14 protein-coding genes are annotated in these 22,738 nt (G+C 69.2%); 11 read left to right on the top strand and 3 right to left on the bottom strand.

The features are described 5' to 3' along the window. Nucleotides 1-112 precede the first annotated feature (112 nt). From ahcY to trxA, 7 genes are all read left to right on the top strand, one after another. Nucleotides 113-1,531 (top strand): adenosylhomocysteinase, encoded by a 1,419-nt coding sequence (ahcY, locus tag IEX88_RS01215; RefSeq protein ID WP_188848734.1) that lies wholly within the window; start codon nucleotides 113-115, stop codon nucleotides 1,529-1,531. A gap of 202 nt (nucleotides 1,532-1,733) precedes the next feature. Beyond that, nucleotides 1,734-4,277 carry a sensor histidine kinase gene (locus IEX88_RS01210; RefSeq protein ID WP_244639757.1) on the top strand — a complete coding sequence of 848 codons (2,544 nt, stop codon included), beginning with the start codon at nucleotides 1,734-1,736 and terminating at the stop codon, nucleotides 4,275-4,277. Further along, nucleotides 4,277-5,803, top strand: coding sequence for a tRNA (adenosine(37)-N6)-threonylcarbamoyltransferase complex ATPase subunit type 1 TsaE (tsaE, locus tag IEX88_RS01205; RefSeq protein WP_188849267.1), 1,527 nt, complete (start codon nucleotides 4,277-4,279; stop codon nucleotides 5,801-5,803). The genes IEX88_RS01210 and tsaE overlap by 1 nt, the downstream gene beginning before the upstream one ends. 17 nt (nucleotides 5,804-5,820) lie before the next feature. Further along, complete coding sequence (locus IEX88_RS01200; RefSeq protein WP_188848733.1) at nucleotides 5,821-6,567, top strand: nucleotidyltransferase family protein; 747 nt, start codon at nucleotides 5,821-5,823, stop codon at nucleotides 6,565-6,567. Nucleotides 6,568-6,714: 147 nt separating this feature from the next. Next, the gene (gene addB, locus IEX88_RS01195; RefSeq protein ID WP_188848732.1) at nucleotides 6,715-9,834 is read left to right on the top strand and encodes a double-strand break repair protein AddB; all 3,120 of its coding nucleotides are present in this window, start codon (nucleotides 6,715-6,717) and stop codon (nucleotides 9,832-9,834) included. Beyond that, nucleotides 9,831-13,472, top strand: a complete 3,642-nt coding sequence (gene addA, locus IEX88_RS01190; RefSeq protein WP_188848731.1) for a double-strand break repair helicase AddA — start codon at nucleotides 9,831-9,833, stop codon at nucleotides 13,470-13,472. Before addB ends, addA begins: the two co-directional genes overlap by 4 nt. 54 nt (nucleotides 13,473-13,526) lie before the next feature. Further along, nucleotides 13,527-13,847 carry a thioredoxin gene (gene trxA / locus IEX88_RS01185; protein ID WP_188848730.1) on the top strand — a complete coding sequence of 107 codons (321 nt, stop codon included), beginning with the start codon at nucleotides 13,527-13,529 and terminating at the stop codon, nucleotides 13,845-13,847. Nucleotides 13,848-13,965: 118 nt separating this feature from the next. On the opposite strand, the gene denD is transcribed toward trxA, so the two are convergent. After that, nucleotides 13,966-14,946 (bottom strand): D-erythronate dehydrogenase, encoded by a 981-nt coding sequence (gene denD, locus IEX88_RS01180; RefSeq protein WP_188848729.1) that lies wholly within the window; start codon nucleotides 14,944-14,946, stop codon nucleotides 13,966-13,968. Nucleotides 14,947-15,095: 149 nt separating this feature from the next. Next, nucleotides 15,096-15,848, bottom strand: coding sequence for an SDR family oxidoreductase (locus tag IEX88_RS01175; protein WP_188849266.1), 753 nt, complete (start codon nucleotides 15,846-15,848; stop codon nucleotides 15,096-15,098). Nucleotides 15,849-16,185: 337 nt separating this feature from the next. On the opposite strand from IEX88_RS01175, the gene IEX88_RS01170 reads away from it, so the two are divergent. After that, nucleotides 16,186-17,472: a DUF3422 family protein gene (locus IEX88_RS01170; protein WP_188848728.1), complete on the top strand. Its 1,287-nt coding sequence runs from the start codon at nucleotides 16,186-16,188 to the stop codon at nucleotides 17,470-17,472. 77 nt (nucleotides 17,473-17,549) lie between these two features. On the opposite strand, the gene IEX88_RS01165 is transcribed toward IEX88_RS01170, so the two are convergent. Continuing rightward, nucleotides 17,550-19,163, bottom strand: coding sequence for a BCCT family transporter (locus IEX88_RS01165; protein ID WP_188848727.1), 1,614 nt, complete (start codon nucleotides 19,161-19,163; stop codon nucleotides 17,550-17,552). A gap of 158 nt (nucleotides 19,164-19,321) precedes the next feature. Between IEX88_RS01165 and IEX88_RS01160 the strand changes: the two genes are divergently transcribed. The 3 genes from IEX88_RS01160 (at nucleotide 19,322) to IEX88_RS01150 (ending at nucleotide 22,730) form a co-directional block, all read left to right on the top strand. Next, the gene (locus tag IEX88_RS01160) at nucleotides 19,322-19,468 is read left to right on the top strand and encodes a hypothetical protein (protein ID WP_188848726.1); all 147 of its coding nucleotides are present in this window, start codon (nucleotides 19,322-19,324) and stop codon (nucleotides 19,466-19,468) included. A 109-nt stretch (nucleotides 19,469-19,577) separates the two neighbouring features. Beyond that, the gene (locus tag IEX88_RS01155) at nucleotides 19,578-20,621 is read left to right on the top strand and encodes an aldo/keto reductase (protein WP_188848725.1); all 1,044 of its coding nucleotides are present in this window, start codon (nucleotides 19,578-19,580) and stop codon (nucleotides 20,619-20,621) included. Nucleotides 20,622-20,762: 141 nt separating this feature from the next. Next, entirely contained in the window at nucleotides 20,763-22,730 is a 1,968-nt protein-coding gene (locus tag IEX88_RS01150) for a putative bifunctional diguanylate cyclase/phosphodiesterase (RefSeq protein WP_188848724.1), read from the top strand. Nucleotides 22,731-22,738: the final 8 nt, after the last annotated feature.

Genomic DNA, 22,738 nt, shown 5'->3' with positions numbered 1-22,738 from the left:
CCGCTTGTGTCGATGTCGGCTGGCTGGTAGAGGATCGGCAGCCGCGAGGCCCAAGGCCTGGCGCCGGGGGTTTTGCCTTCGACCTTCCCTTTTCCGCAGAGAGGACGCCCGCATGGCCTTCGCACAGGACTTCGTCATCGAGAATGACTTCGTCATTCGGGATCCCGAGCTGGCCTCGTGGGGCCGCAAGGAAATGGACATCGCCGAGACCGAGATGCCCGGCCTGATGGCCTGCCGCGAGGAATTCGGCACCGACAAGCCTCTGACCGGCGCGCGTATCACCGGCTCGCTGCACATGACGATCCAGACCGCGGTGCTGATCGAGACCCTGCAGGAACTCGGCGCCAAGGTCCGCTGGGCCTCGTGCAACATCTTCTCGACCCAGGACCACGCCGCGGCTGCGATCGCCGCGACCGGCACGCCGGTCTTCGCCGTCAAGGGCGAGAGCCTGACGGAATACTGGGACTATACCGACCGGATCTTCAACTGGACCGACGGCGAGCCGTCGAACATGATCCTCGACGATGGTGGCGACGCCACGATGTACATCCTCACCGGCGCCCGCGCCGAGGCCGGCGAAGACGTCCTGTCGAACCCGACCAATGAGGAAGAGGAAATCTTCGTCGCCCAGATCAAGAAGCGGATGGCGGCGACCCCCGGCTTCTTCACCCGGCAGCGCGACGCCATCAAGGGCGTCACCGAAGAGACCACGACCGGCGTCAACCGCCTGTACCAGCTGCAGAAGAAGGGCCTCCTGCCCTTCCCGGCGATCAACGTCAACGACTCGGTCACCAAGTCGAAGTTCGACAACAAATACGGCTGCAAGGAGTCGCTGGTCGATGGCATCCGCCGCGCCACCGACGTGATGATGGCCGGCAAGGTCGCGGTCGTCTGCGGCTATGGCGATGTCGGCAAGGGCTCGGCCGCCTCGCTGCTCGGCGCCGGCGCCCGCGTCAAGGTCACGGAAGTCGACCCGATCTGCGCCCTGCAGGCCGCGATGGACGGCTTCGAGGTCGTCACCCTCGAGGATGCGGCGCCCACCGCCGACATCATCATCACCACCACCGGCAACAAGGACGTGGTGACGCTCGACACCATGCGCCTGATGAAGGACATGGTGATCCTCGGCAATATCGGCCATTTCGACAACGAGATCGAAGTGCTCTCGCTGCGCAACATGAAGTGGACGAACATCAAGCCGCAGGTGGACATGATCCACTTCCCCGACGGCAAGCGTATCCTGCTCCTGTCGGAAGGCCGTCTCCTCAACCTCGGCAATGCGACCGGACACCCGTCCTTCGTGATGTCGGCCTCCTTCACCAACCAGACGCTGGCGCAGATCGAGCTCTTCACCAAGGGCGAGAAGTACGGCAAGGAAGTCTACGTGCTGCCCAAGCACCTCGACGAGAAGGTCGCCCGCCTGCACCTCGCCAAGCTCGGCGCCAAGCTGACCGTTCTCAGCGACGAACAGGCCGACTACATCGGCGTGTCGCCGCAGGGCCCGTTCAAGGCCGAGCAGTACCGCTACTGAGCACATAGCTTCGTTTCGCGTATGATTCAGACAAGCCGCCGGGGAGCAACCTCCCGGCGGCTTTTCTTTTTGTCCACCCGAGGCATGCCCGTGCTTTGCCGGGATTTGCGTTGCGGTTAAGTTGGCCGAATCATCCCCGGCAGCCGGTGCGGACAGACCGCGGCGGCCGGGACGAACATCAGCCGCAGCGAAGGACGGGGGCATGCCTTCGATGATGCCAAGACGCCGCATGGACCGGGTGCCGGGATCCGGCCGGCCCGAATTTTCGGCCACCCCGCGAACCGGAAGACCCGGGCTCGGTCTGGCCGGCCTGGCCGTCCTGGCTCTGTCGGCGAGGCCCGCCGCCGCCCAGTCGATCGAACAGCGCCTGGGAATCGACATCCCCGCCAACGAGATCCTTTATCTCGCCCTCTTCGCCCTCGTCGTCGGCGTCGCCATGCTGGCGGTGGTCTGGCTCATCCAGCAGCGCAGCCGCGTCGAGGAGGCCAACGAGCAGCTGCGGGCGGAACTGGCCGAAAGCCGCTTCGAGGCCGAGACGCGCGGGGCGCTGCTTTCCGGCGACGACCAGCAGATCATCGTCTATTCCGGCGATCGGGTGGTCGACATTCTCGGCGCCCTGCCCGCCGCCACCGGCGCGCCGTCCGATTCCCGGCGCTTTCTCGACTTTCACGAATGGCTGCAGCGGCCGGCCGCCGCGCGGCTGGAAGGGCTCATCGACCGGCTGAAGACCCGCGCCGAACCGTTCTCGCTCACCATCGACCATCTCGACGGCCAGCCGATCGAGGCGACGGGCCGCACCATCGGGGCGCGCGCGATCGTCCGCTTCTCGCCGCTCTCCGGCCTGCGCGAGGAACTGACCCGGCTCCGGCGCGAGCATGCGGGCCTCCTGGAGACCGTCGAGACGCTGCAGAGCCTCTGCGACGCGCTGGCCATGCCGGTCTGGCTGCGCGACCGCCAGGGACGGCTGGTCTGGGTCAACCGCGCCTATGCCGCCGCCGTCGACGGCAAGGGCGTGGCCGATGCGGTCGAACGCCAGCTGGAATTCCTCGGCGAGCAGGACCGCGCCGCGATCGCGCTGGCGCGCGAGACCAAGAGCGTCTTCGTCGACCGGCTGACCACCGTCGTCGACGCGGACCGCCGCAGCTTCAGCGTCATCGACGCCGCCGGCCCGCTCGGATCGGCGGGCCTTGCCGTCGACGTCTCGGAGGCCGAGGCCGTGCGCCAGGAGCTCAACCAGACGGTGAAGAGCCATTCGGAAACCCTCGACCATCTGACGACGGCGGTGGCCCGCTTCGACGAGAAGACCCAGCTGATCTACCATAATGCCGCCTTCCAGCGGCTGTTCGACCTCACCAGCGCCTATCTCGACACCGCCCCCGACCACGTCGCGATGATGGACCAGCTGCGCTCGCGCGGCGTGCTGCCGGAGGACCGCTCGCTGCGCGATCTCAAGCACGAGATCATCGCCGCCTACCGCGCCACCGAGCCGACCGAACTGATGTGGCACCTCGCCGACGGCCGGACGCTGCGCATCTTCGTCAGCCCGGAGCCGCAGGGCGGCGCAACCTGGGTGTTCGAGGACCTGACCGAGAAGCTGGAGCTGGAAAGCCGGCTGAAGGCGCTCGTCCAGCTGCAGGGCGAGACGCTCGATTATCTCAGCGAGGCTGTCGCGGTGTTCGGCCAGGACGGCCGCCTGCGCCTGTCGAACCCCGCCTTCGGCGAGATGTGGGGCGTTGCCGAAGAGCTTCTGGCCGCCAAGCCGCACATCAAGGCCCTCGGGAAGAACGTCGCGGTGGCGATCCGCCCGCCGGAAGACGACCGGCCGGCCGTCGACTGGGCCTTCTTCTGCCAGGCCGTCACCGCCTTCGACGAGGGTGCGCGCGAGGCCACCTCCGGCGAATTCGTGCTCGCCGACGGGCGCATCGCCAGCTTCGGCATCGTGCCCCTGCCGAACGGCCAGAGCATGCTGACCTTCTCCGACATTTCCGACGCCCGCCGGGCCGAGCGGATGCTGCGCGAGCGCAACGAGGCGCTGGAAGTGGCCGACCGGATCAAGACCGACTTCGTCAAGCACGTGAACTACGAGCTGCGCTCGCCGCTCACCAACATCATCGGCTTCTCCGCCCTCCTGCGCTCCAAGGAAACCGGGCCGCTGACGGCGCGCCAGAGCGAGTATCTCGACTACATCTCGATCTCGACCTCCTCGCTGATGACCATCGTCAACGACATTCTCGACCTCGCCTCGATCGACGCGGGTACGATGGATCTCGAAATGTCCGACGTCGACATCGCCGACACCGTGAACAAGGCCGCCGAGGCGGTGCGCGACCGGCTGAAGGAAGGCGACATCGGCATCGACATCGACGTCTCCGGGGCCGGCACGAGCTTTCGCGCCGACGAGCACCGGGTCACGCAGATCCTCTTCAACCTTCTGTCCAACGCCGCCAATTTCGCCCCGGCCGGCTCGACCATCGGCGTCCGGGCGCTACGCGACAATGGCGAGGTCGCCTTCCTCGTGCATGACGACGGGCCGGGCATCGCCCCCGACCAGGTGGCGCGCATCTTCGAGCGTTTCGAATCCGATCCCGTCGGCGGCCGCAACTCCGGGGCCGGGCTCGGCCTCTCGATCGTCAAGAGCTTTCTCGATCTGCACAAGGGCTCGATCGCCATCGATTCCTCGAAGGGCGGCACCACGGTGATCTGCCGCTTCCCGGCCGGCGACGCGTTCGGCGAGGCCGCGGAGTGATGGACGACCCGGCGCCGGCGCCCGTTCTGCTCCACCTTGCCGACGACGCCGCGACGCGCCGGCTCGGCGAGGACATGGTCCTCATGCTGCGCCAGGGCGACGTCGTCGCGCTTTCCGGCGATCTCGGCGCCGGCAAGTCGACGCTCGCCCGCGCCATGATCCGCGCCCATGCGGACGATGCCGATCTCGACGTGCCGTCGCCGACCTACACGCTGGTCCAGACCTACGACACGGCCCCGCCCATCGCCCATTTCGACCTCTACCGCCTGTCGGACGCGGCTGAACTGGACGAGCTCGGCTTCGACGAGGCGGCGGAGGCCGGCATCGTCCTCTGCGAATGGCCGGAACGCGCGCCCGCGGTGGTGACCGCCGCCAGCCTTCGCGTCGAGCTCTCGATCGACGGCGACGGCCGCCGCGCCGAGATTTTTGGCACGCCGCAGGCCCTGGCACGCCTGCGCCGGACGCTGGCGATCCGCGCCTTCCTCGATGCCGAAAACCTCCCGGTCACCCACCGCCGCCGCTTCTTCGGCGACGCCTCGCCGCGCCGCTACGAGAGCGTCCTGCGCGGCGGCCATCCGGCGCTCCTGATGGATGCGCCGAGACAGACGCAAGGCCTGCCGGTGCAGGACGGCCTGCCCTATGCCCGCATCGCCCACATCGCCGAGGACGTCTCGCCCTTCGTCGCCGTCGCCAAAGCCCTGCGCGCAGAAGGCTTTGCCGCGCCCGAAATCTATGCCGCCGATCTCGATCAGGGCTTCGTCCTGATCGAGCATCTGGGCGGGGGCACCGTGCTCGACGCCGAGGGCCGCCCGATCCCCGAGCGCTACGAGGCCGCCGCGCTGATGCTGGCCGAACTGCATGCGAAGCGCTGGGACCCGGCCCTGCCGGTCGAGGGCGACACCTTCCACACCGTGCCAGACTTCGACCGGCGCGCCATGGCCATCGAGGTCGGCCTCCTCCTCGACTGGTATTTTCCGCGCATGCGCGGTGCGCCGGCGACGGCGGAGGAAAGGGCGGAGTACACTTCCGTCTGGGCCGATCTCTTCGATACCCTGCGCGAGGCCGAGACGAGCCTCGTTCTGCGCGACCTGCACTCGCCCAACATCGTATGGCGGGGCGAGCGCGCCGGGCTGGACCGGATCGGGCTCGTCGATTTCCAGGACGCGATGATCGGCCCGGCCGCCTACGACCTCGCCTCGCTCGCCCAGGATGCCCGCGTCGACGTGGCGCCGGAACTGGAGATGCGGCTGGTCGCCGCCTATGCCGCGGCGCGCAGGGCCCAGGGCAGCTTCGACGCCTACGCTTTCGAGCGCGATTACGCGATCATGGCGGCGCAAAGGGCGTCGAAGATTCTCGGCATTTTCGTGCGGCTCGACGAACGCGATGGCAAGCCGCAATACCTGCGTCACATTCCGCGGCTTAAGGGATATCTCGCGCGCACGCTGGATCATCCCGCGCTGGCCGCACTGCAATCCCTGTATTCCCGGTGGGGCCTTCTCGGCGACGACGCGCCGAAGCGCCGCTGATGTTCGAGGCTCTGACGATGACGCGACGTGACAAATTCAGGCCGAAGACGGCGATGGTCCTGGCGGCCGGGCTCGGCAAGCGCATGCGGCCGATCACCTCGACCATCCCCAAACCCCTGATCGCGGTGCGCGGCAAGGCGCTAATCGACTATTCGCTGGATGCCCTGGCCCGCAACGGCGTCGAGAAGATCGTCGTCAACGTGCATTACCTCCCCGACCTGATGCGGGCGCATCTGCGCCGCCGCCAGGGACCGGAGATCGTCATCTCGGACGAGACCGACATGCTGCTCGAATCGGGCGGCGGCATCGTCAGGGCGCTGCCGGAACTCGGGCCCAATCCCTTCTTCGTCATCAATTCCGACACGTTCTGGATCGACGGCTACCGCGACAATCTCGACCTAATGACCGATCTCTGGGATCCCGCCCGGATGGACGCCATGCTGCTCATCGCCGACATGCGCCAAGCCACCGGCTACGACGGCAAGGGCGACTTCACCATGGATGTCGAGGGTCGGCTCGCCCGCGTCGGCGAGCGCGACATGTCGCCCTTCATCTATGCCGGCGCCGCCATCCTGAAGCCGGAACTCTTCGCCGGCATGGCGGAGGAGAAATTCTCGCTGAACCGCATCTTCGACCAAGCGATCGAGGCCGACCGGCTGTTCGGCGCAAGGCTCGACGGCTTGTGGCTGACGGTTGGCACCCCCGGCGCCATCGCCGAGGCCGAGGCGACCTTCTTGGCCAGCGCCAGCGCCAGCGCGGCCTGAGGCAGGGCCGGCCTGAGCCAGGGCCTGACTGAGACGGGGCTGGCCTGAGACGAGCCTGCCAAGAGCGGCGCTGCGCACGGCGGCGCGGGGAGCCGGAAAACTTCGGCAGGCGTGCGAATCGCAGCCATGGGGTGTAGACCGTCAGGCATGTCAGCTCATGTCCTGTCCATCGCGCCCGGCCTGCCTTTCCTGAGAACGCTGGCGGAAGCGGTCCTCGACGGGCGCGTCTTGCGCGGTGCCGTCGCGCCGGACGATCCGCTGGCGCTCGCCGCCATCACCCTCTTCGTGCCGACCCGCCGCGCCGCCCGCAGCCTCGGCACCGAATTCGCCCGCGCCCTCGGCGGTCGGTCGGCCATCCTCCCGGCTATCCGCACCATCGGCGACGACGAGGACGCCGCGCTCTTCGACGCCGGTTCGACCGGGCTCGAGCCGGTGATGTCGCCGCTCGAGCGGCGCATGCTGATCGCCCGCTTCGTCCGGCAGTGGAAGGCCGGGCTGAACACCCAGGCGCTCGAACTGCTGGCCGGCGAGGCCGTCGTTCTGCCCGCCTCGGCCGCCGATGCGCTCTGGCTCGCCGGCGATCTCGCCACCCTTTTGGACGAAACCACGAACGAGGCTGCGACGCTTTCCGGCCTGGTCGATCTCGCCCCGGAGAGGCTGGCCGGCTGGTGGCAGCTGACGCTGACCTTCCTGCAGATCCTGACGAAATTCTGGCCGGAGGTGCTGGCCGAGCGCGGCGCCATGGACGCCGCCGCCGCGCGCAACCTCTTCCTCGAGCGCGCCGCCGAGCGCTACCGCAGCCTCGGTTCGGCCGGGCCGGTGATCGTGGCCGGCTCGACCGCGACGGCGCCCGCGACCCTCGCGCTGATGCGGGCCGTGGCGCAGATGGAGAACGGCGCGCTGGTCCTGCCCGGCCTCGACCGTCATCTGGAACCGCGCGGCTTCGACGCCATCGACATCGCCCGCGCCCCCGGCCGCTCCGGCACCGCCCCCGGCCATCCGCAGTTCGGGCTGAAGAAGATCCTCGCCGGCTTGCTCATCCCGCGCGAGGTCGTCGAGCACATCGCCCCGCCGGAGAACTCCGCCGCCACGGCGCGCGAGGCCTTCGTCGCCGACGCGCTGCGCCCGGCCGAGACCACCGACGCCTGGGGTGAGGGCACCGCCCGCCATCCGCCCGAGGCGCTGGACGGGCTGGCGCTGGTCGAGGCCGTCGACGAGCGCGAGGAGGCGCTGGCCATCGCCATCGCCATGCGCGACGCGCTCTCCGCGCCGGAGGCGACCGTGGCGCTGACGACGCCGGACCGGAGCCTTGCCCGCCGCGTCGTCGCCGAGCTGAAACGCTTCGGCATCGAGGCCAATGATTCCGCCGGCCGCCCGCTCGCCGCGACGGCGCCGGGCACGCTCCTGACCCTCGCGGTCGAGGCGGCGCTGACGCCGGGCGACCCGATCGTGCTGGTCGGGCTCCTGAAGCACCCGCTGCTGCGGCTCGGCCTTCTACCGGGCGAGGCGCGGCGTGCGGCGCGGGCGATCGAGACCCTTTCCCTGCGCGGCACCGTCGGCATCGCCGACGCCGCGCGGCTCGCCGCCATCTTCGCAGAGGCGCGGGCGGCAGCGGAGGACGCCGCGACGCGCGCCCCGCCCCGGCCGGTGCGGCTGGTCCCGGCGGCCGACCGCGATCTCGCCGTGACGCTTTCCGCCCGGCTGGAGACGGCCCTCCTGCCGTTGACCGCGCTGCGCCCGGCCCCGCCCGCGACCGTCGATATTTTTGCCCGCGCGGTGACCGAGGTGCTGGAAGCGCTGGCAGCCGGTCCCGACGGCGATGCCTCCGAGCTCTACCGCGAGGAGGCGGGCGCGGCGCTCGCGACCTTCCTTGCCGGCCTCCTCGCCTGCCCGGACACCGGCTTCGCCTTCGCCTCCTCGGAACTCTCCGACGTGATGACGGCGCTGATGGCGGGTGAGACGGTGCGGCCGCGTGGCGGCCTGTCGGCGCGCGCCTTCGTCTGGGGCACGCTGGAAGCGCGGCTCCAGTCGGTCGACACCATGGTGCTCGGCGGCCTCAACGAGGGTAGCTGGCCGGCGCGGGCCGGCAGCGACGCCTTCCTGTCGCGGCTGATGCGGGCGGAAATCGCGCTCGACCCGCCGGAGCGCCGCATCGGCCTCGCCGCGCACGATTTCACCCAGGCACTCGGGGCCAGCCGCGTGGTGATGACGCGCGCGCAGCGCGTCGGCGGCGCCCCGGCGATCGCCTCGCGTTGGCTGCAGCGCCTGACGACGCTGGCCGGCGAGGCGGGCACGGCGCGGCTGCGGCAGGCGGGGGCGGCTTTTCTCGGCCATGCCCGCCGTCTCGACCAGCTGCCGGAGGTGCCGCGCAGCCCGCGCCCCGCGCCGCGGCCGCCGCTGGCCGACCGGCCCGGCAAATATTCCGTCACCGAGGTCGAGACGCTGATCCGCGACCCCTATGCCATCCACGCCAAAAAGATCCTGCGGCTGGAGCCGATGCCGGAACTCATGCGCGATCCCGGCGCCGCCGACCGCGGCAATCTCTACCATGCGGTGCTGGCCGGCTTCGTCACCGACGGCATCGACCCCGCCGACCCTGACGCCGAGGAAAAGCTGCTGACGCTCGCCCGCGAAAAATTCGACGCCGAGCAGCTGCCGGCCGAGGTCGAGGCGATCTGGTGGCCACGGATGGAGACACTGGCCGCGAACTACGTGGCCTGGGAGCGCGCGCGGGGGACGCGCGTCGTCCGCCGCTTCGAGGAGGCGCGCGGCTCCTGGCGCTTCGAGGACCTCGACACCGTGCTGTCGGGCTATGCCGACCGCATCGACGTGATGGAGGACGGCTCGGTCGAGATCATCGACTTCAAGACCGGCACCAGCCCCTCGGTGAAACAGGCACGCACGCTGCTCGCGCCGCAGCTGCCGCTGGAAGGCGCGATGGTCCGGCTCGGCGCCTTTGCCGTGACGAAGGGCCCGGTCGTCTCGATCTCGGACCTTCTCTATGTCCGCCTGCGCGAGCGCGAGCTCTACGACGAGACGCTGACGCATCTCGACAAGAAGACCGGCGTCGAAACCACCGGCGACCGCCTGTCGGACGCAGCGCTGGTGAAATTCCGGCAGCTCGTCGCCGCCTATCGCGATCCCGGACAACCCTTCGTCTCACGGCCGCGGCCGTTTCTCGCCGGCGACTATTCCGGCGCCTACGACCATCTGGCGCGGGCGCGCGAATGGTCGGTCGGCGACGACAGCGGCGAGGAGACGGAATGAGCGGGTTTCAGGTTTCCGACCGGACCGTCGAGGCGCAGCGCGGGGCGTCCGATCCCTCGAGCTCCGTCTTCGTCGCCGCCAATGCCGGCTCGGGCAAGACGCATGTGCTGACCGAACGCGTCGTGCGCCTGCTGCTCGCCAAGGCGCCACCGTCGAAAATCCTCTGCCTCACCTATACCAAGGCCGCCGCCGCCGAGATGGCGAACCGCGTGTTCAAGCGTCTGTCCACCTGGGCGACGGCGCCGCGCGCCGTGCTGGAGGAGGAGCTGAAGCGGCTCACCGGCCGCAAGCCCGATGACGCTGATATCGCCGACGCGCGAAAACTCTTCGCCGAGGCGCTGGAGACGCCGGGCGGGCTAAAAATCCAGACGATCCACGCCTTCTGCGAGGCGATCCTGCACCAGTTCCCGCTGGAGGCGAACGTTCCCGGCCATTTCGAGGTGATGGACGGCACCACCACGGCGCTTCTGCTCGCCGAGGCGCGGCGGCTGCTGATCACCGGATCGGGCAGCGAAAGCCGTCCGCGCGAGGAGCGCGCCGCGCTCGCCGAGGCTTTCGCCGCGGCGCTCTCGGTCGGCGGCGAGTTCGGCCTGGACCAGCTGATCGGCGAGATCGTGTCCAAGCGCGACGCCATCCGCCGCCATGTTACCGAAGCCGGCGGGCTCGATCCGGCGGTCGCGCTGCTGCGCCGCGCGCTGGGCCTCGCCGACGGCGAGACGGCGGAGACGATCCTTTCCGGCGTCTCGCCCGTTCCCGGCTTCGACGACGATTTCCGCGAGAACCTCGCGCCGCTCGCGGCCGCCAGTTCCAAGGCGACGGACCAGAAGCTGGTGCAGCGCCTCGCCGCGATCGAGGCGGCGGAAGAGCCCGGCGCCCTGCTCGAAGCGCTGAAGACGCTGTGCCTCACGCAGAAGGGCGAGCCCTTCAAGCCGGGAAGCGTCGCGACCAAGGCGGTCGCCGACCGCTTTCCCGACTTCGCCGAGCGGCTGGACACCCTCGTCGCCCACATCCAGGCGATCGACGACCGGATGACGACGCTGCGCCTCGCCGAGGCGAGCGCGGCCGCCCTCGTCATCGCCGACCGGCTGGAGGAGGACTATGCGAGCCTGAAGCGCCGCCGCGGAAAACTCGACTTCGAGGATCTGATCGTCAGGACCGCCGACCTCCTGTCGCGCTCCGCCGCCGCCGACTGGGTGCACTACAAGCTCGATCAGGGCATCGACCATGTCCTCATCGACGAGGCACAGGATACCAGCCCCCGGCAGTGGCAGGTGATGCGCTCGCTGGTGGAGGAGTTTTTTACCGGCGCCGCCGCGCGCAATGTCGTGCGCACGGTGTTCGCCGTCGGCGACGAAAAGCAGTCGATCTATTCCTTCCAGGGCGCCTCGCCGGCGATGTTCTCGGCCGAGCGCCGCCGGCTCGGCCAGCGCGCTGGCGAGGCGCGGCAGGCTTTTGCCGAGCTGCGCCTGCACCAGTCGTTCCGCTCGGCGCGCGACGTGCTCGACGCCGTCGACCGCGTCTTTTCCGATCCGGCCAACCGCCAGGGCCTGTCCTTCGACGACGTCGCGCCGACGCATGAATCGGCGCGTGGCGAGGAGCCGGGCCTCGTTGAGGTCTGGCCGGTGGTGCAGGCCCTGCCGCGGGCCGAGCCCGAGGACTGGCTGACGCCGCTCGACGTCGAGCCGGAGGCCTCGCCCGCCAACCGGCTCGCCCGGCGCATCGCCTCCCAGATCGGCGCCTGGATCGGCGACGCCATCACGGTGAAGGGCGAGACGCGGGCGATCACCGCCGGCGACGTGCTGATCCTGGTGCGCAAGCGATCGAGCTTCGTCGAGGCCATGGGCAAGGCGCTGCGCGACCAGAAGATCCCCGTTGCCGGAGCCGACCGGCTGGTGATCACCGACCATATCGCCGTGCAGGACCTGATGGCGCTCGGCCGCACCGTCGCCAATGTCGAGGACGAGCTGTCGCTGGCCGCGGTGCTCAAGAGCCCGCTCTTCGACTTCTCCGACGACGACCTGATGGCGCTGGCCTTGTCGCGCGAGGGCGGCGAGCCGCTGTATCTGGCGCTGCGCCGGCTCGCCGGGCCCGAAGGCCTCGCGCTCCTGCCCGACTTCGTGCCCGACGCCGGGGCGGCCGGGCTGATCGAGCGCGCGCAGTCGGCCTTCACGCGGCTCGAGGCCTTGCGCGACCGCGCCGGCTTCGAGAGCGTCTTTGCCTTCTACGCCCGGCTGCTGGGCCCCGAGGGCGGAAGGGCGAAACTCGCGGCCCGGCTCGGGCGCGATAGCGGCGAAGTGATCGACGCCTTTCTGGATCTCGCGCTCGCCGAGGAAGAGGCCGGCCAGCCCGGGCTGGACGCCTTCCTCGCCGACCTCGCGGCCGCCCCGCCGGAGATCAAGCGCGAGATGGAGCACGGCAAGGAGGAGGTGCGGATCATGACCGTTCATGCCTCCAAGGGCCTGGAGGCGCCGGTCGTCTTCCTCGTCGATCCCGGCTCGGCGCCGTTCAGCCACGCCCATGGCGCCCGACTGATGGCCTGGCACGGCATGCCGGGCCTCGCCCCCGACCAGGCACCCGGCTTTCTCTGGCGTGCCGACAAGAGCCTCGAAAACGAAGCCGTCGCCGCGCTGAAGGACGAGGAGAAGCGCCTCGCCGGCGAGGAATACCGGCGGCTCCTCTATGTCGGCATGACCCGCGCCGCCGACCGGCTGGTCGTCTGCGGCACCTCGGGCACGCGCGGGCCGCACGAGGAAAGCTGGCTGCAGCGCGTCGAGGCGGCGCTCCGCCCCGATGCCGCCGAGATCACGGATGCGGAAGGGACGGTCGTCGGCTGGCGCATCGGCCAGGCCGGCTCCGGCCAGCGCCTCGGTGCCAAACCCGCGACGGCGACCGCCGAGCTCGCCACCATCGACCTATCGACGCTGCCGCCGGAAGTGCTGGCGCCGCGGCCGCTGTCGCCGTCTTCCGCCGGCGAGGCGCACCGGATCGAGCTGGAGGAGGGTCCGGCACCGGAGCTGCCGCAGGGCACCGCCGGCTATGTCTCGCCCGTTCTCGCCGGCGCCGGCAGCCCGTCCTTCGCGATCCGCCGGGGCCTCGCCATCCACCGCCTGCTGCAGGTCCTGCCGGGCCTGCCACAGGACGAGCGTGCCGCGGCGGCCGAGCGCTATATCGCCGGCGCCGCCGCGGACATGCCGGCACCCGCCCGGGCGCAGGCGCTGGACAGTGTGCTAGCCGTCCTCGCCGATCCCGAATTCGGACCGCTTTTCGCCGAAGGGAGCCGCGCCGAGGTCGCGGTCACCGGCATGCTGACCCTCGGCGGTCGCGCCTACTCGGTCACAGGCACGATCGACCGGCTGGCGGTATCGGACGACGCGGTGCGGATCATCGACTTCAAGACCAACCGCCCGCCGCCCGAAAATCTCGACGCGGTGCCGCCCGCCTACGTGCTGCAGCTGGCGCTCTACCGCGCGCTGCTCATGCCGCTCTATCCGGACCGGGCGGTGCGGGCGGGCCTCCTGTTCACCGAGTCGCCCGTTCTGATCGACATCCCGCCGGCGGTGATGGACGACGCGCTGGCGCGGCGCGCGAACGTCGCGGAAAACCGAACACCCCGTCCACCAAACCCGACCCCGGCTTGATTTCGCAGCCGCACACTTCTAGCTATCACCCGAGCCAACATCGAGGAGCCTTCCATGGCCACGACCAAGATCGACAGCAGCAACTTCAAGTCCCACGTCCTCGACGCCGCCAATCCGGTGGTCGTCGACTTCTGGGCCGAGTGGTGCGGCCCGTGCAAGATGATCGGTCCGAGCCTCGAGGAGATCTCCGAGGAGATGGAGGGCGTCGACATCGTCAAGGTGAACATCGACGAGAATCCCGATATCGCCGCCCAGTTCGGCGTGCGCTCGATCCCGACGCTGATGCTGTTCAAGAACGGCGAGCCCGCTTCGGTTCAGGTCGGCGCCGCCGCCAAGTCGAAGCTCGTCGACTGGATCAAGAACGCCGCGGCCTGACGCCGCGCTCACCCGCGATCTGGCGGGCGACTTCGTTTCACGTGAATCAACCCGGGCCTCGCGCCCGGGTTTTTTGTTGGCCGCAACCGGACTTGCCGGCTGCGTCAGCAGCCGGCTTTCAGCCGGCCTTGGCGGCCTCGTCGGCGATGTGCTGGCGGATGATGTCGGCGAAATCGGCGTCGGCAGTGAAGCCGAATTCCGTCGCCCGCGCCGGATCGAAATCGCGCGCCCAACCGGCGACGATGCCCTGGATGGTCGCGTCCGGGACCTTCTTCACGTGCGCGGCCACGTCGTCGCCGGCAACCTGCCGCAGCGTCTCGACCATTTCGGCGACGGTGATCGACAGGCCGGGCATGGTCAGCGAGCGGCGGGCGCCGAGCCCGGACGTGTCCATTTGCGCGGCATGCATGAGGAAGCCGACGGCCGAGGCCGGGCTCGTCATCCAGTGGCGCACATCGTCGTCGACCGGCAGGATCGCGTCCTGGCCGGCGAGCGGCTCGCGGATGATGCCGGAGAAGAAGGACGAGGCCGCCTTGTTCGGCTTGCCGGGCCTGACCACGATGGTCGGCAGGCGGATGCCGACGCCGTCGACGAAGCCCTTTCGCGAGTAGTCGGCGAGCAAGAGCTCGCAGATCGCCTTCTGCGTGCCGTAGCTCGTCAGCGGCGCCATCAGGAAGGTGTCGGAGATCTTGTCCTCGAAGGGCGCGCCGAAGACGGCGATCGACGAGGTGAAGACCAGCCGCGGCAGGTAGCCGCCGTCATGGGCGCGGATCGCCTCGAGCAGGTGCTTCATGCCGTCGAGATTGATGCGGTAGCCCTTGTCGAAATCGGCCTCGGCCTCGCCCGAGACGATAGCGGCGAGGTGGAAGATGAGGTCGGGCTTGTCCTTGACGAGACTGGCGACGGTCGCCTCGTCGGCAATGTCGCCAGCGTAGCGGTGGATGGCGATGCCTTGGGCACCCTGGCCGGCGGTCGGCTCGACGACGTCGAAGAGGTCGAGCGTGGCGATCGGCCGGCCAGCGATCTGGCCGTCGGCGACCAAGCGGTCGACCAGGCGGTGGCCGACCATGCCGGCGGCGCCGAGAATGAGAATGCGCATGTTTCCTCCTTTGCGGGCCGGCCGTCGTCGCGACCTCTACCCTTTGATCTCCGACCCTCGGGCCCTCGACCCGGGGATCTCAGTCCCGTTGTTCCCCGACCCCGGGGCCGGATGCCGCCAAAGCGGCGTTGGACGACAGCCTGCCGCGATCAGAGCGACCAGCCGCCGTCGATGAGCTGCAGCGTGCCGGTGGTGAAGGACGATTCGTCCGAGGCCAGATAGAGCGCCAGCATGGCGATCTCGTCCGGCCGCCCGAGCCGGCCCATCGGCTGGCGCGAGATGAACATTTCCTCGGCCTTGTCGCGGCCGCCGACCTGTTCGCCGAGCGTCTCGATGCGCTGCTGCAGCGAGGGCGATTCGATCGTGCCGGGGCAGATGGCGTTGCAGCGGATGCCGCGGCCGACGAAGTCGACGGCGATGGATTTCGTCAGGCCGAGGACCGCCGCCTTCGAGGCGCCGTAGACATAGCGGTTCGGCGCCGCCTTCAGCGAGGAGGCGGCGGACGCCATGTTGACGATCGAGCCGCCGCCGTTCTCCAGCATGCGCGGCAGGACGCCCTTGATCAGCCGGTGCATCGCCTTGACGTTGAGGTCGAAGGAGAAATCCCAGTCCTTGTCGTCGCAGGCGAGGATGGTGCCGTGATGAACGTAGCCGGCGCAGTTGAAGACGATGTTCGGCACCGGCAGGCTGGCGGCATAGGCCGCGACCGCGGCGGCGTCGGTGACGTCGAGGCCCGCGACGTGCACCGTGCCGAAGGCGTCGAGACCGGCCAGCTTCGACGCGTCGAGATCCGAGGCGTGGACGGTCGCGCCCTCGGACAGGAAGACCTCCGCGACCCGTCGTCCGATGCCCTGTCCCGCCGCCGTGCAGACCGCGATCTTTCCTGCCAGCCGTCCCGCCATGCTGAAATCCTCCCCCGACCACCCGAATGGCAGCGCTGCCATTTACATTTTCACCGAGCTATACATCAAACGCCCGGCGATGCCAGTTCGCTCTTGGAATCCTTGGTCCGTCCGTCGCCGGATCCAGCCCCCGGAACCGCGGCGCGGCCGATGCGGCGTGAAGCGCGCGGGCGCGATGCGGCAGGAAGCACGGTTCGGCCTCGACATGCCCGGCAAACTCGCCGATCTTCGCGCCGATGCCTCGCCTGGTTCGGCGCCGTCCTCCGGGCGGCCGCGACCGGGGGTGGAACCCGCGCCGGACGAGGGAAGGCACGGCAACAGGGTGTGGAAACTGGACATGACATTGCCGCGCAACCATCCCCAACGCCTCGTCCTCAACGACGAGGTGCATGCCCGTCCGCCCGAGGCTCTCTCGGCGCCGCTGCGCCTGTCCTTCCTGGCGCTGACCTCGGCGGTCGGCGATCACGAGCGGCAGAGCGCGGAGATCGCCGCGCTCGCAAGCCAGTTCGGCGCGGTGCCGCCCGCGCCTGGCGCCAACCACTACAGCGCCGACCTCGGCCGCTTCCGGGTGAAATGGGAGCGGCACACCGAGTTCAGCCGCTACACCTTCATGGCGGAAGGGCTGGAGGGCGACGGCTTCGACCGACCGGCCATCGATCTCGTGCCAGCGGCGTGGCGTGACTCCCTGTCGGGCGAGGTGATCGTCGCCGCCCACGTCGCCTTCCTCGCCGCAACCGGGGCGGAGGCCGATTTCGAGGCGCTCTCGGCGCGCCATTTCGGCGGCAATGTCCTCGTCGGCGGGGCCGTCGGCGGCGGCGCGGCGCTCGCGGTCACCGATTTCCGCGTCCATGGCGATGGCTTCAGCCGCTTTCTCGTCGAGGACCGCAGCCTGACGCCCCGCCAGGCCGGGCGGATGATCCAGCGTCTCCTCGAGATCGACACCTACCGGATGATGGCCCTTCTGGCGCTGCCGGTGGCGCGCGATCTCGGCGGCGCGCTGACGGCCTCCGAGCGCGAGCTGGCCGGCATCGCGTCGGCGCTGGCCGGGCTCGGCGTCGCCGACGAGGCGGCGCTGCTCGACCGGCTGACGACGCTGGAGGCCGAGATCGAGAGCCGCCACACCGAGACGCTGTTCCGCTTCGGCGCCTCGACCGCCTATTACGCCCTGGTGCAGCGGCGCATCGCCGAGCTCCGGGAGATGCGCCTCCCCGGTCTGCAGACGATCGAGGAATTTCTGGAACGCCGGCTCACCCCGGCCATGCAGACCTGCCAGGCGGTCGCCGCGCGCCAGGCCTCGCTGTCGCAGCGCGTCGCCCATGCCTCGCAGCTCCTGTCGACGCGGGTGGAGATCGCCCGGCAGGGACAGGCGCAGATCCTGCTCCAGTCGATGGACCGGCGCGCCCGGCTGCAGCTGCGCTTGCAGGAGACGGTCGAGGGCCTGTCGGTCGCCGCCGTCACCTACTACGTCGTCTCGCTCGTCGGCCATCTCGCCGAAGGGCTGGAGGCGAGCGGCGTGCACCTGCAGCCGAAACTGATCGAGGCGCTGGCGATCCCGGTGGTGGCGCTGCTCGCCTTCCTTGGCGTGCGCCGCATCCGCCGCTCCGTCGCCCGCGACGCCGAATAGGGGTCAACGAAAAGCGGCGGCAGGTTGCCCTGCCGCCGCTCGTTTCGTGCCTCGAACCTTTGGTCAGACCTGGTCGCTCAGGCCGCCGTGGTTTCGAGGAAGGGCGACTTCAGTTCGCGCCGAAGGCCCATCAGCGTGCCGACGCAGAGCGCCAGCAGCAGGAAGGCGAAGGGGAAGCCGGTGGCGATCGCCGCCGCCTGCAGCGAGGCGAGACCGCCGCCGAGCAGGAGCGCGATGGCGACGAGGCCCTCGAACACCGCCCAGAACACCCGCTGCGGCACCGGCGAATCGGTCTTGCCGCCGGCGGTGATGGTGTCGATCACCAGCGAGCCGGAATCCGACGAGGTCACGAAGAAGACGATGACCAGGACGATGCCGATGACCGACGTGATCGCCGAGAGCGGCAGCTGGCCGAGCATGACGAAGAGTTTCACCGGCAGGTCGGCGTCGGTGACGCCGGTGAAGCCGGCGATGGTCTCGAAGATCGCCGTCTCGCCGAACACCGACATCCAGACGATGGAGACGAGGGTCGGGACGATCAGGACGCAGGTGAGGAATTCCCGAATGGTCCGGCCGCGCGAGACGCGGGCGATGAACATGCCGACGAAGGGCGACCAGGACATCCACCACGCCCAGTAGAAGGTCGTCCAGCCCGTGCGGAAGTTGTCGTCGGTGCGCCCGAAGGGGTTGGACAGGGGAACGATGTCGGCGAGGTAGGCGACGGTGTTGTGGAAGATGCCCGACAGGATCGTCATGGTCGGACCGACGAGGAAGACGAAGGCGAGGAGCAGGAAGGCGAGGCCCATGTTGAGCTCCGACAGCCGGCGCACGCCGGTATCCAGCCCGGCGACCACAGAGCCCAGCGCGATGGCGGTGATGACGACGATCAGCACGACGCGGCTCAGCGCCGTGTCCGGCACGCCGAAGAGATAATTCAGGCCCGCGATCGCCTGCTCGGCGCCGAAGCCGAGCGAGGTGGCGAGGCCGAACAGGGTCGCGAACACGGCGAGCGTGTCGACGACGTGCCCCGGCCAGCCCCAGACCCGCTCGCCGAGGATGGGATAGAAGGCCGAGCGGATGGTCAGCGGCAGGCCCCAGTTGTAGCTGAAGAAGGCCAGCGCCAGGCCGACGACGGCGTAGATCGCCCAGGGGTGCAGGCCCCAGTGGAAGATCGTCGCGGCCATGCCGAGCCGGCGGGAGGCCTCGACGTCGCCGGGCGCGCCGGCGAGCGGCGCCCAGCTCTCCGGGCTTCCCGCGGTCGCAGCGACCGATTCCGCATAATGCGTCATCGGCTCTGACACGCCGTAGAACATCAGGCCGATGCCCATGCCCGCGGCAAACAGCATCGAGAGCCAGGAGACATAGCTGTAGTCGGGCGTGGCGAGCTTGCCGCCGAGGCGGATCTTGCCGAAGGGGCTGACGATCAGGAACAGGCAGAACAGGACGAAGGCGTTCGCCGTCATCATGAAGACCCAGTCGAACTGCGCCGTCAGCGCCGGCCGCAGCCAGCCGAAGAACTCTTCCGACAGGCCGGGCATCAAGAGCGTCGCGGCGACGAAGACGATGACCACGGCGGCCGAGATGCCGAAGACCGGATTGTGGAAGTCGAGGCCGAATTTCTGGACGTTGTCCTGGCCAACTTCGTAGTCGGAAATGGAAGGCTCGATGCCCGCTGTCGTTTCATCCGTCAAAACTGATGATCTTTCTGTTGGTCGATTTTATTGGATCTGCTGATGCGCTTCTGCGCACAGCCGACCGATTGGCCGACTCGCATCACAACGGTGCTCCGCAGTCATAACAACGCTGCAGGAGGCGCGAGCACTTCGAGCTGGCGGCGGACTTTCACGGCATGGAAATACAGGGTGAAGATCGGCTCGATATTGGTATCGGGGCGCGGCCGCGCAGCGATATCGTGCTGGAACCTAACGCAATAATGCCGCAATTGCCAGTGCCGGGCAAAAATGCGCCGTGGAGTTGCATTGCCGAACCCGCCTGAAAGCCATCCGGGCGACCGTTCCGGGGGCGCTCGGGGGCACCCGACTTGCGGTTCCGGCCGTGCCAGCTAGGTATGGGCACTCCCTCTCCCCGCATCCAGGATCATTGCCATGAAAACCCGCCCGCTCGGCCGCACCGGCCTGAACGTCAGCGAAATCTGCCTGGGGTCGATGACCTGGGGCAGCCAGAACAGCGAGGCCGAGGGCCATGCACAGATGGACTTCGCCTTCGACCAGGGCGTGAACTTCATCGACACGGCCGAGGCCTATCCGACGACGCCGATGGCGAAGGAGACCATGGGGCATACCGAGGCGATCATCGGCACCTGGCTGAAGGCGTCCGGAAATCGCGACGAGGTGATCCTCGCCACCAAGATCGCCGGCGAAGGCAATGACAAGATCCGCGACGGCGGACCGATCACCGCTGCCGGGATCCGCGTCGCCGTCGAGGACAGCCTGTCCCGGCTCGGCACCGACCGGATCGACCTCTACCAGCTGCATTGGCCGAACCGCGGCTCCTACCACTTCCGCAAGTCCTGGACCTACGATCCGAGCGGCCAGCAGCCGGCGGCGGTGCTGCAGAACATGGAAGAGGTGCTGGAAGCCCTCGGCGCGCTCGTGAAAGAGGGCAAGCTCCTGCATGTCGGCCTGTCCAACGAGACGGTCTGGGGCACGGCGCAGTTCCTCTCCATCGCCGAGCGGACCGGCCTGCCACGCATGGCCTCGATCCAGAACGAGTACAGCCTGATGCACCGGATCTTCGACCTCGACTGGGCGGAACTCTCGCTGAACGAGGATGTCGGGCTTCTCGCCTATTCGCCGCTCGCCGCCGGCCTCCTCACCGGCAAGTACAGCGGCGGGGCGATCCCGGCGGGTTCGCGCGGCAGCATCAACAAGGGCCTCGGCGGACGGCACACCGAGAGCGCCGTCGGCGTCGCCGACGCCTACGGCGCGGTCGCCCGCCAGCACGGCCTCGACCTTGCCCAGATGGCGCTCGCCTTCTGCCTGACCCGGCCGTTCATGACCTCGGTGATCATCGGCGCCACGACGCCGGAGCAGCTGGCGAACAACATCGCCGCCCTAGACGTCACGCTGGATGCGGCGGTGCTGGACGACATCGCCGCCGTCCATCGCTGCCATCCCCAGCCGATGTAGGCCGGGGAAGGGACCAGCGTCGCGCCGGGAACCGGGGTTGGCCGGGCAGGCGAGCAACCCTCGCCGGTCGGAGGAATGCCGGCGCCTGTTATCAGCGCATTAAGCTCTTGGCAGCATCCTTTCCGGAGACGGGAAGCGACCATGAAGACACTGATGACAAGACTGGCGAGTTCGCTCGGACTCGACTTCAAGGACGCCGGCCTCGCCATGGCGCAGGCTGCCGGGCTCCGCCGGCAGGTTCCGTTGTTATATGCGCTGCTCGTCGTCAATGCGGCCGCACTGGCCTATACGCACTGGTCGGTCGCCCCTCGGCTCCTGACGCTCGGGATACCCTGCGTCCTGTTCTGCGCCTGCGTCCTGCGCGCCATCGCCTGGGCGCGCCAGCGCGACCGGGTGATCGAGGCGGGCGCCGCCGTCATCCAGCTGCAGCGCACGGTCGTCCTGTCCGCAGTGCTCGCCATCGCCTTCGTCTCCTGGGCCCTGGCCCTCGAGGAATACGGCGGGCCCTACGAGCGCAGCCATGTCGCGCTGTTCATCGCCATCACCGTGATCGGTTGCATCTTCTGCCTGATGCAGCTGCCGCAGGCCGCCCTGGTGGTGACGGGCGCGGTGACGATCCCCTATCTCGTCCACTATCTCAGCATGGGCAACAGCGTCTTCCTGGCCTTCGCGCTGAACATCGCGCTGGTCACCGGGGTGATGATCCAGGTTCTCCTCAACAGTTTTTCGAGCTTCCGGCAGCTCATCCATTCGAAGGCGGACCTCGCCTGCAAGCAGGCCGAGGCCGAAAGGCTGAGCGCCGAGAACGCCCGTCTGGCGCATACGGACAGCCTGACGGGCCTGCCCAACCGGCGGCACTTCTTTGCCGATGCCGAGGCGCTGATCGCCCGCTCGCGGGAGGCCGGCGCGCGCTTTGCGCTCGGCACGCTCGATCTCGACCGGTTCAAGCCGGTGAACGACACCTATGGCCATGTCGCCGGCGACCGCATCCTGGCGGCGGTGGGCGAGCGGCTGGCCGCTGCCTGCGACGAGGGCATCGTCCTGTCGCGGCTCGGCGGCGACGAGTTCGGCTTCGTCGTCGTCGGCGACGTCACCCGCGCCGAGGCGGTCGGCCAGCACTTCTGCGATCTTCTGGCCGAGCCCTTCCAGCTGGACGAGTGCCACGTCTCCCTCGGCTGTTCTGGCGGGATGGCGATGTTTCCCGAAGCCGGCTCCAGCCTCCAGGAACTCTTCGACCGCTGCGACTACGCACTCTACCACGCTAAATCCAAGCATCCGGGACGGGCGGTGTTGTTCTCTCTGGAGCACGAGACGGAGATCCGCTCGGCGCGCATGGTCGAGACGGTGCTGCAGGCGGCCGATTTCGACGGCGAGATGGCGGTCCACTTCCAGCCGATCGTCGATGCGACGACGCGCCGGACCGTCGCCGTCGAGGCGCTGGCCCGCTGGACGAGCCCGGTGCTCGGCAGGGTTCCGCCCGATCAGTTCATCGCCGTCGCCGAGCGCCTCGGCTGCATCCACCGCCTGACGTTGACGCTGTTCGGCAAGGCGCTGGCCGAGGCCCGGCGGCTGCCGCCCGGGGTCGGCCTGTCGTTCAACCTGTCGGCGCGCGACATCACCTCGCCCGAAACCATCCTGTCGATCATCGCCGCCATCGGCCGCAGCGGCTTCGATCCGCGGCGCCTCACGCTCGAACTGACCGAAACCGCGGTGATGCGCGATTTCGATGCCGCTCGCCGGGCGATCGGCGAGTTGCAGGCTCTCGGCATCGCCATCGCGCTCGACGATTTCGGCACCGGCTATTCCAGCCTCGGCTATCTCCGGCGGCTGTCGCTCGACAAGGTCAAGCTCGACCGCAGCTTCGTCGGCGATCTCGACAGCGTTTCCGGGCGCAACATCGTCGGGGCGATGATTGCGCTGTGCGGCACGCTCGGCCTCGAATGCATCGTCGAAGGCGTCGAGGAGGAGACGCAGCTGGCGAATCTCCAGCAGCTCGGCTGCACCTTCGTCCAGGGCTATCTCGTCGCCCGGCCGATGCCCACCGGCGAGGTCGTGCCTTGGCTGGCGGCGAACGAGCCCGGCACGGCACGGCATCGCGCCATCGCCTGACCGAGGCC

Source organism: Aureimonas glaciei (assembly GCF_014643375.1).
GTDB classification, from domain to species: Bacteria; Pseudomonadota; Alphaproteobacteria; order Rhizobiales; family Rhizobiaceae; genus Plantimonas; species Plantimonas glaciei.
Note: the sequence above shows the minus strand (reverse complement) of the source record. Positions and strands in the feature narration are given on the sequence as shown.

Excerpts from the sequence above, each read along its gene's own strand:
- IEX88_RS01155 (WP_188848725.1), top strand. The coding sequence starts at position 19,578 with ATGAAAACCCGCCCGCTCGGCCGCACCGGCCTGAACGTCAGCGAAATC.
- addA (WP_188848731.1), top strand. The coding sequence starts at position 9,831 with ATGAGCGGGTTTCAGGTTTCCGACCGGACCGTCGAGGCGCAGCGCGGG.
- denD (WP_188848729.1), bottom strand. The coding sequence starts at position 14,946 with ATGCGCATTCTCATTCTCGGCGCCGCCGGCATGGTCGGCCACCGCCTG.
- addB (WP_188848732.1), top strand. The coding sequence starts at position 6,715 with ATGTCAGCTCATGTCCTGTCCATCGCGCCCGGCCTGCCTTTCCTGAGA.
- IEX88_RS01150 (WP_188848724.1), top strand. The coding sequence starts at position 20,763 with ATGAAGACACTGATGACAAGACTGGCGAGTTCGCTCGGACTCGACTTC.
- trxA (WP_188848730.1), top strand. The coding sequence starts at position 13,527 with ATGGCCACGACCAAGATCGACAGCAGCAACTTCAAGTCCCACGTCCTC.
- IEX88_RS01170 (WP_188848728.1), top strand. The coding sequence starts at position 16,186 with ATGACATTGCCGCGCAACCATCCCCAACGCCTCGTCCTCAACGACGAG.
- IEX88_RS01160 (WP_188848726.1), top strand. The coding sequence starts at position 19,322 with ATGGAAATACAGGGTGAAGATCGGCTCGATATTGGTATCGGGGCGCGG.
- IEX88_RS01210 (WP_244639757.1), top strand. The coding sequence starts at position 1,734 with ATGCCTTCGATGATGCCAAGACGCCGCATGGACCGGGTGCCGGGATCC.
- ahcY (WP_188848734.1), top strand. The coding sequence starts at position 113 with ATGGCCTTCGCACAGGACTTCGTCATCGAGAATGACTTCGTCATTCGG.
- tsaE (WP_188849267.1), top strand. The coding sequence starts at position 4,277 with ATGGACGACCCGGCGCCGGCGCCCGTTCTGCTCCACCTTGCCGACGAC.
- IEX88_RS01200 (WP_188848733.1), top strand. The coding sequence starts at position 5,821 with ATGACGCGACGTGACAAATTCAGGCCGAAGACGGCGATGGTCCTGGCG.
- IEX88_RS01175 (WP_188849266.1), bottom strand. The coding sequence starts at position 15,848 with ATGGCGGGACGGCTGGCAGGAAAGATCGCGGTCTGCACGGCGGCGGGA.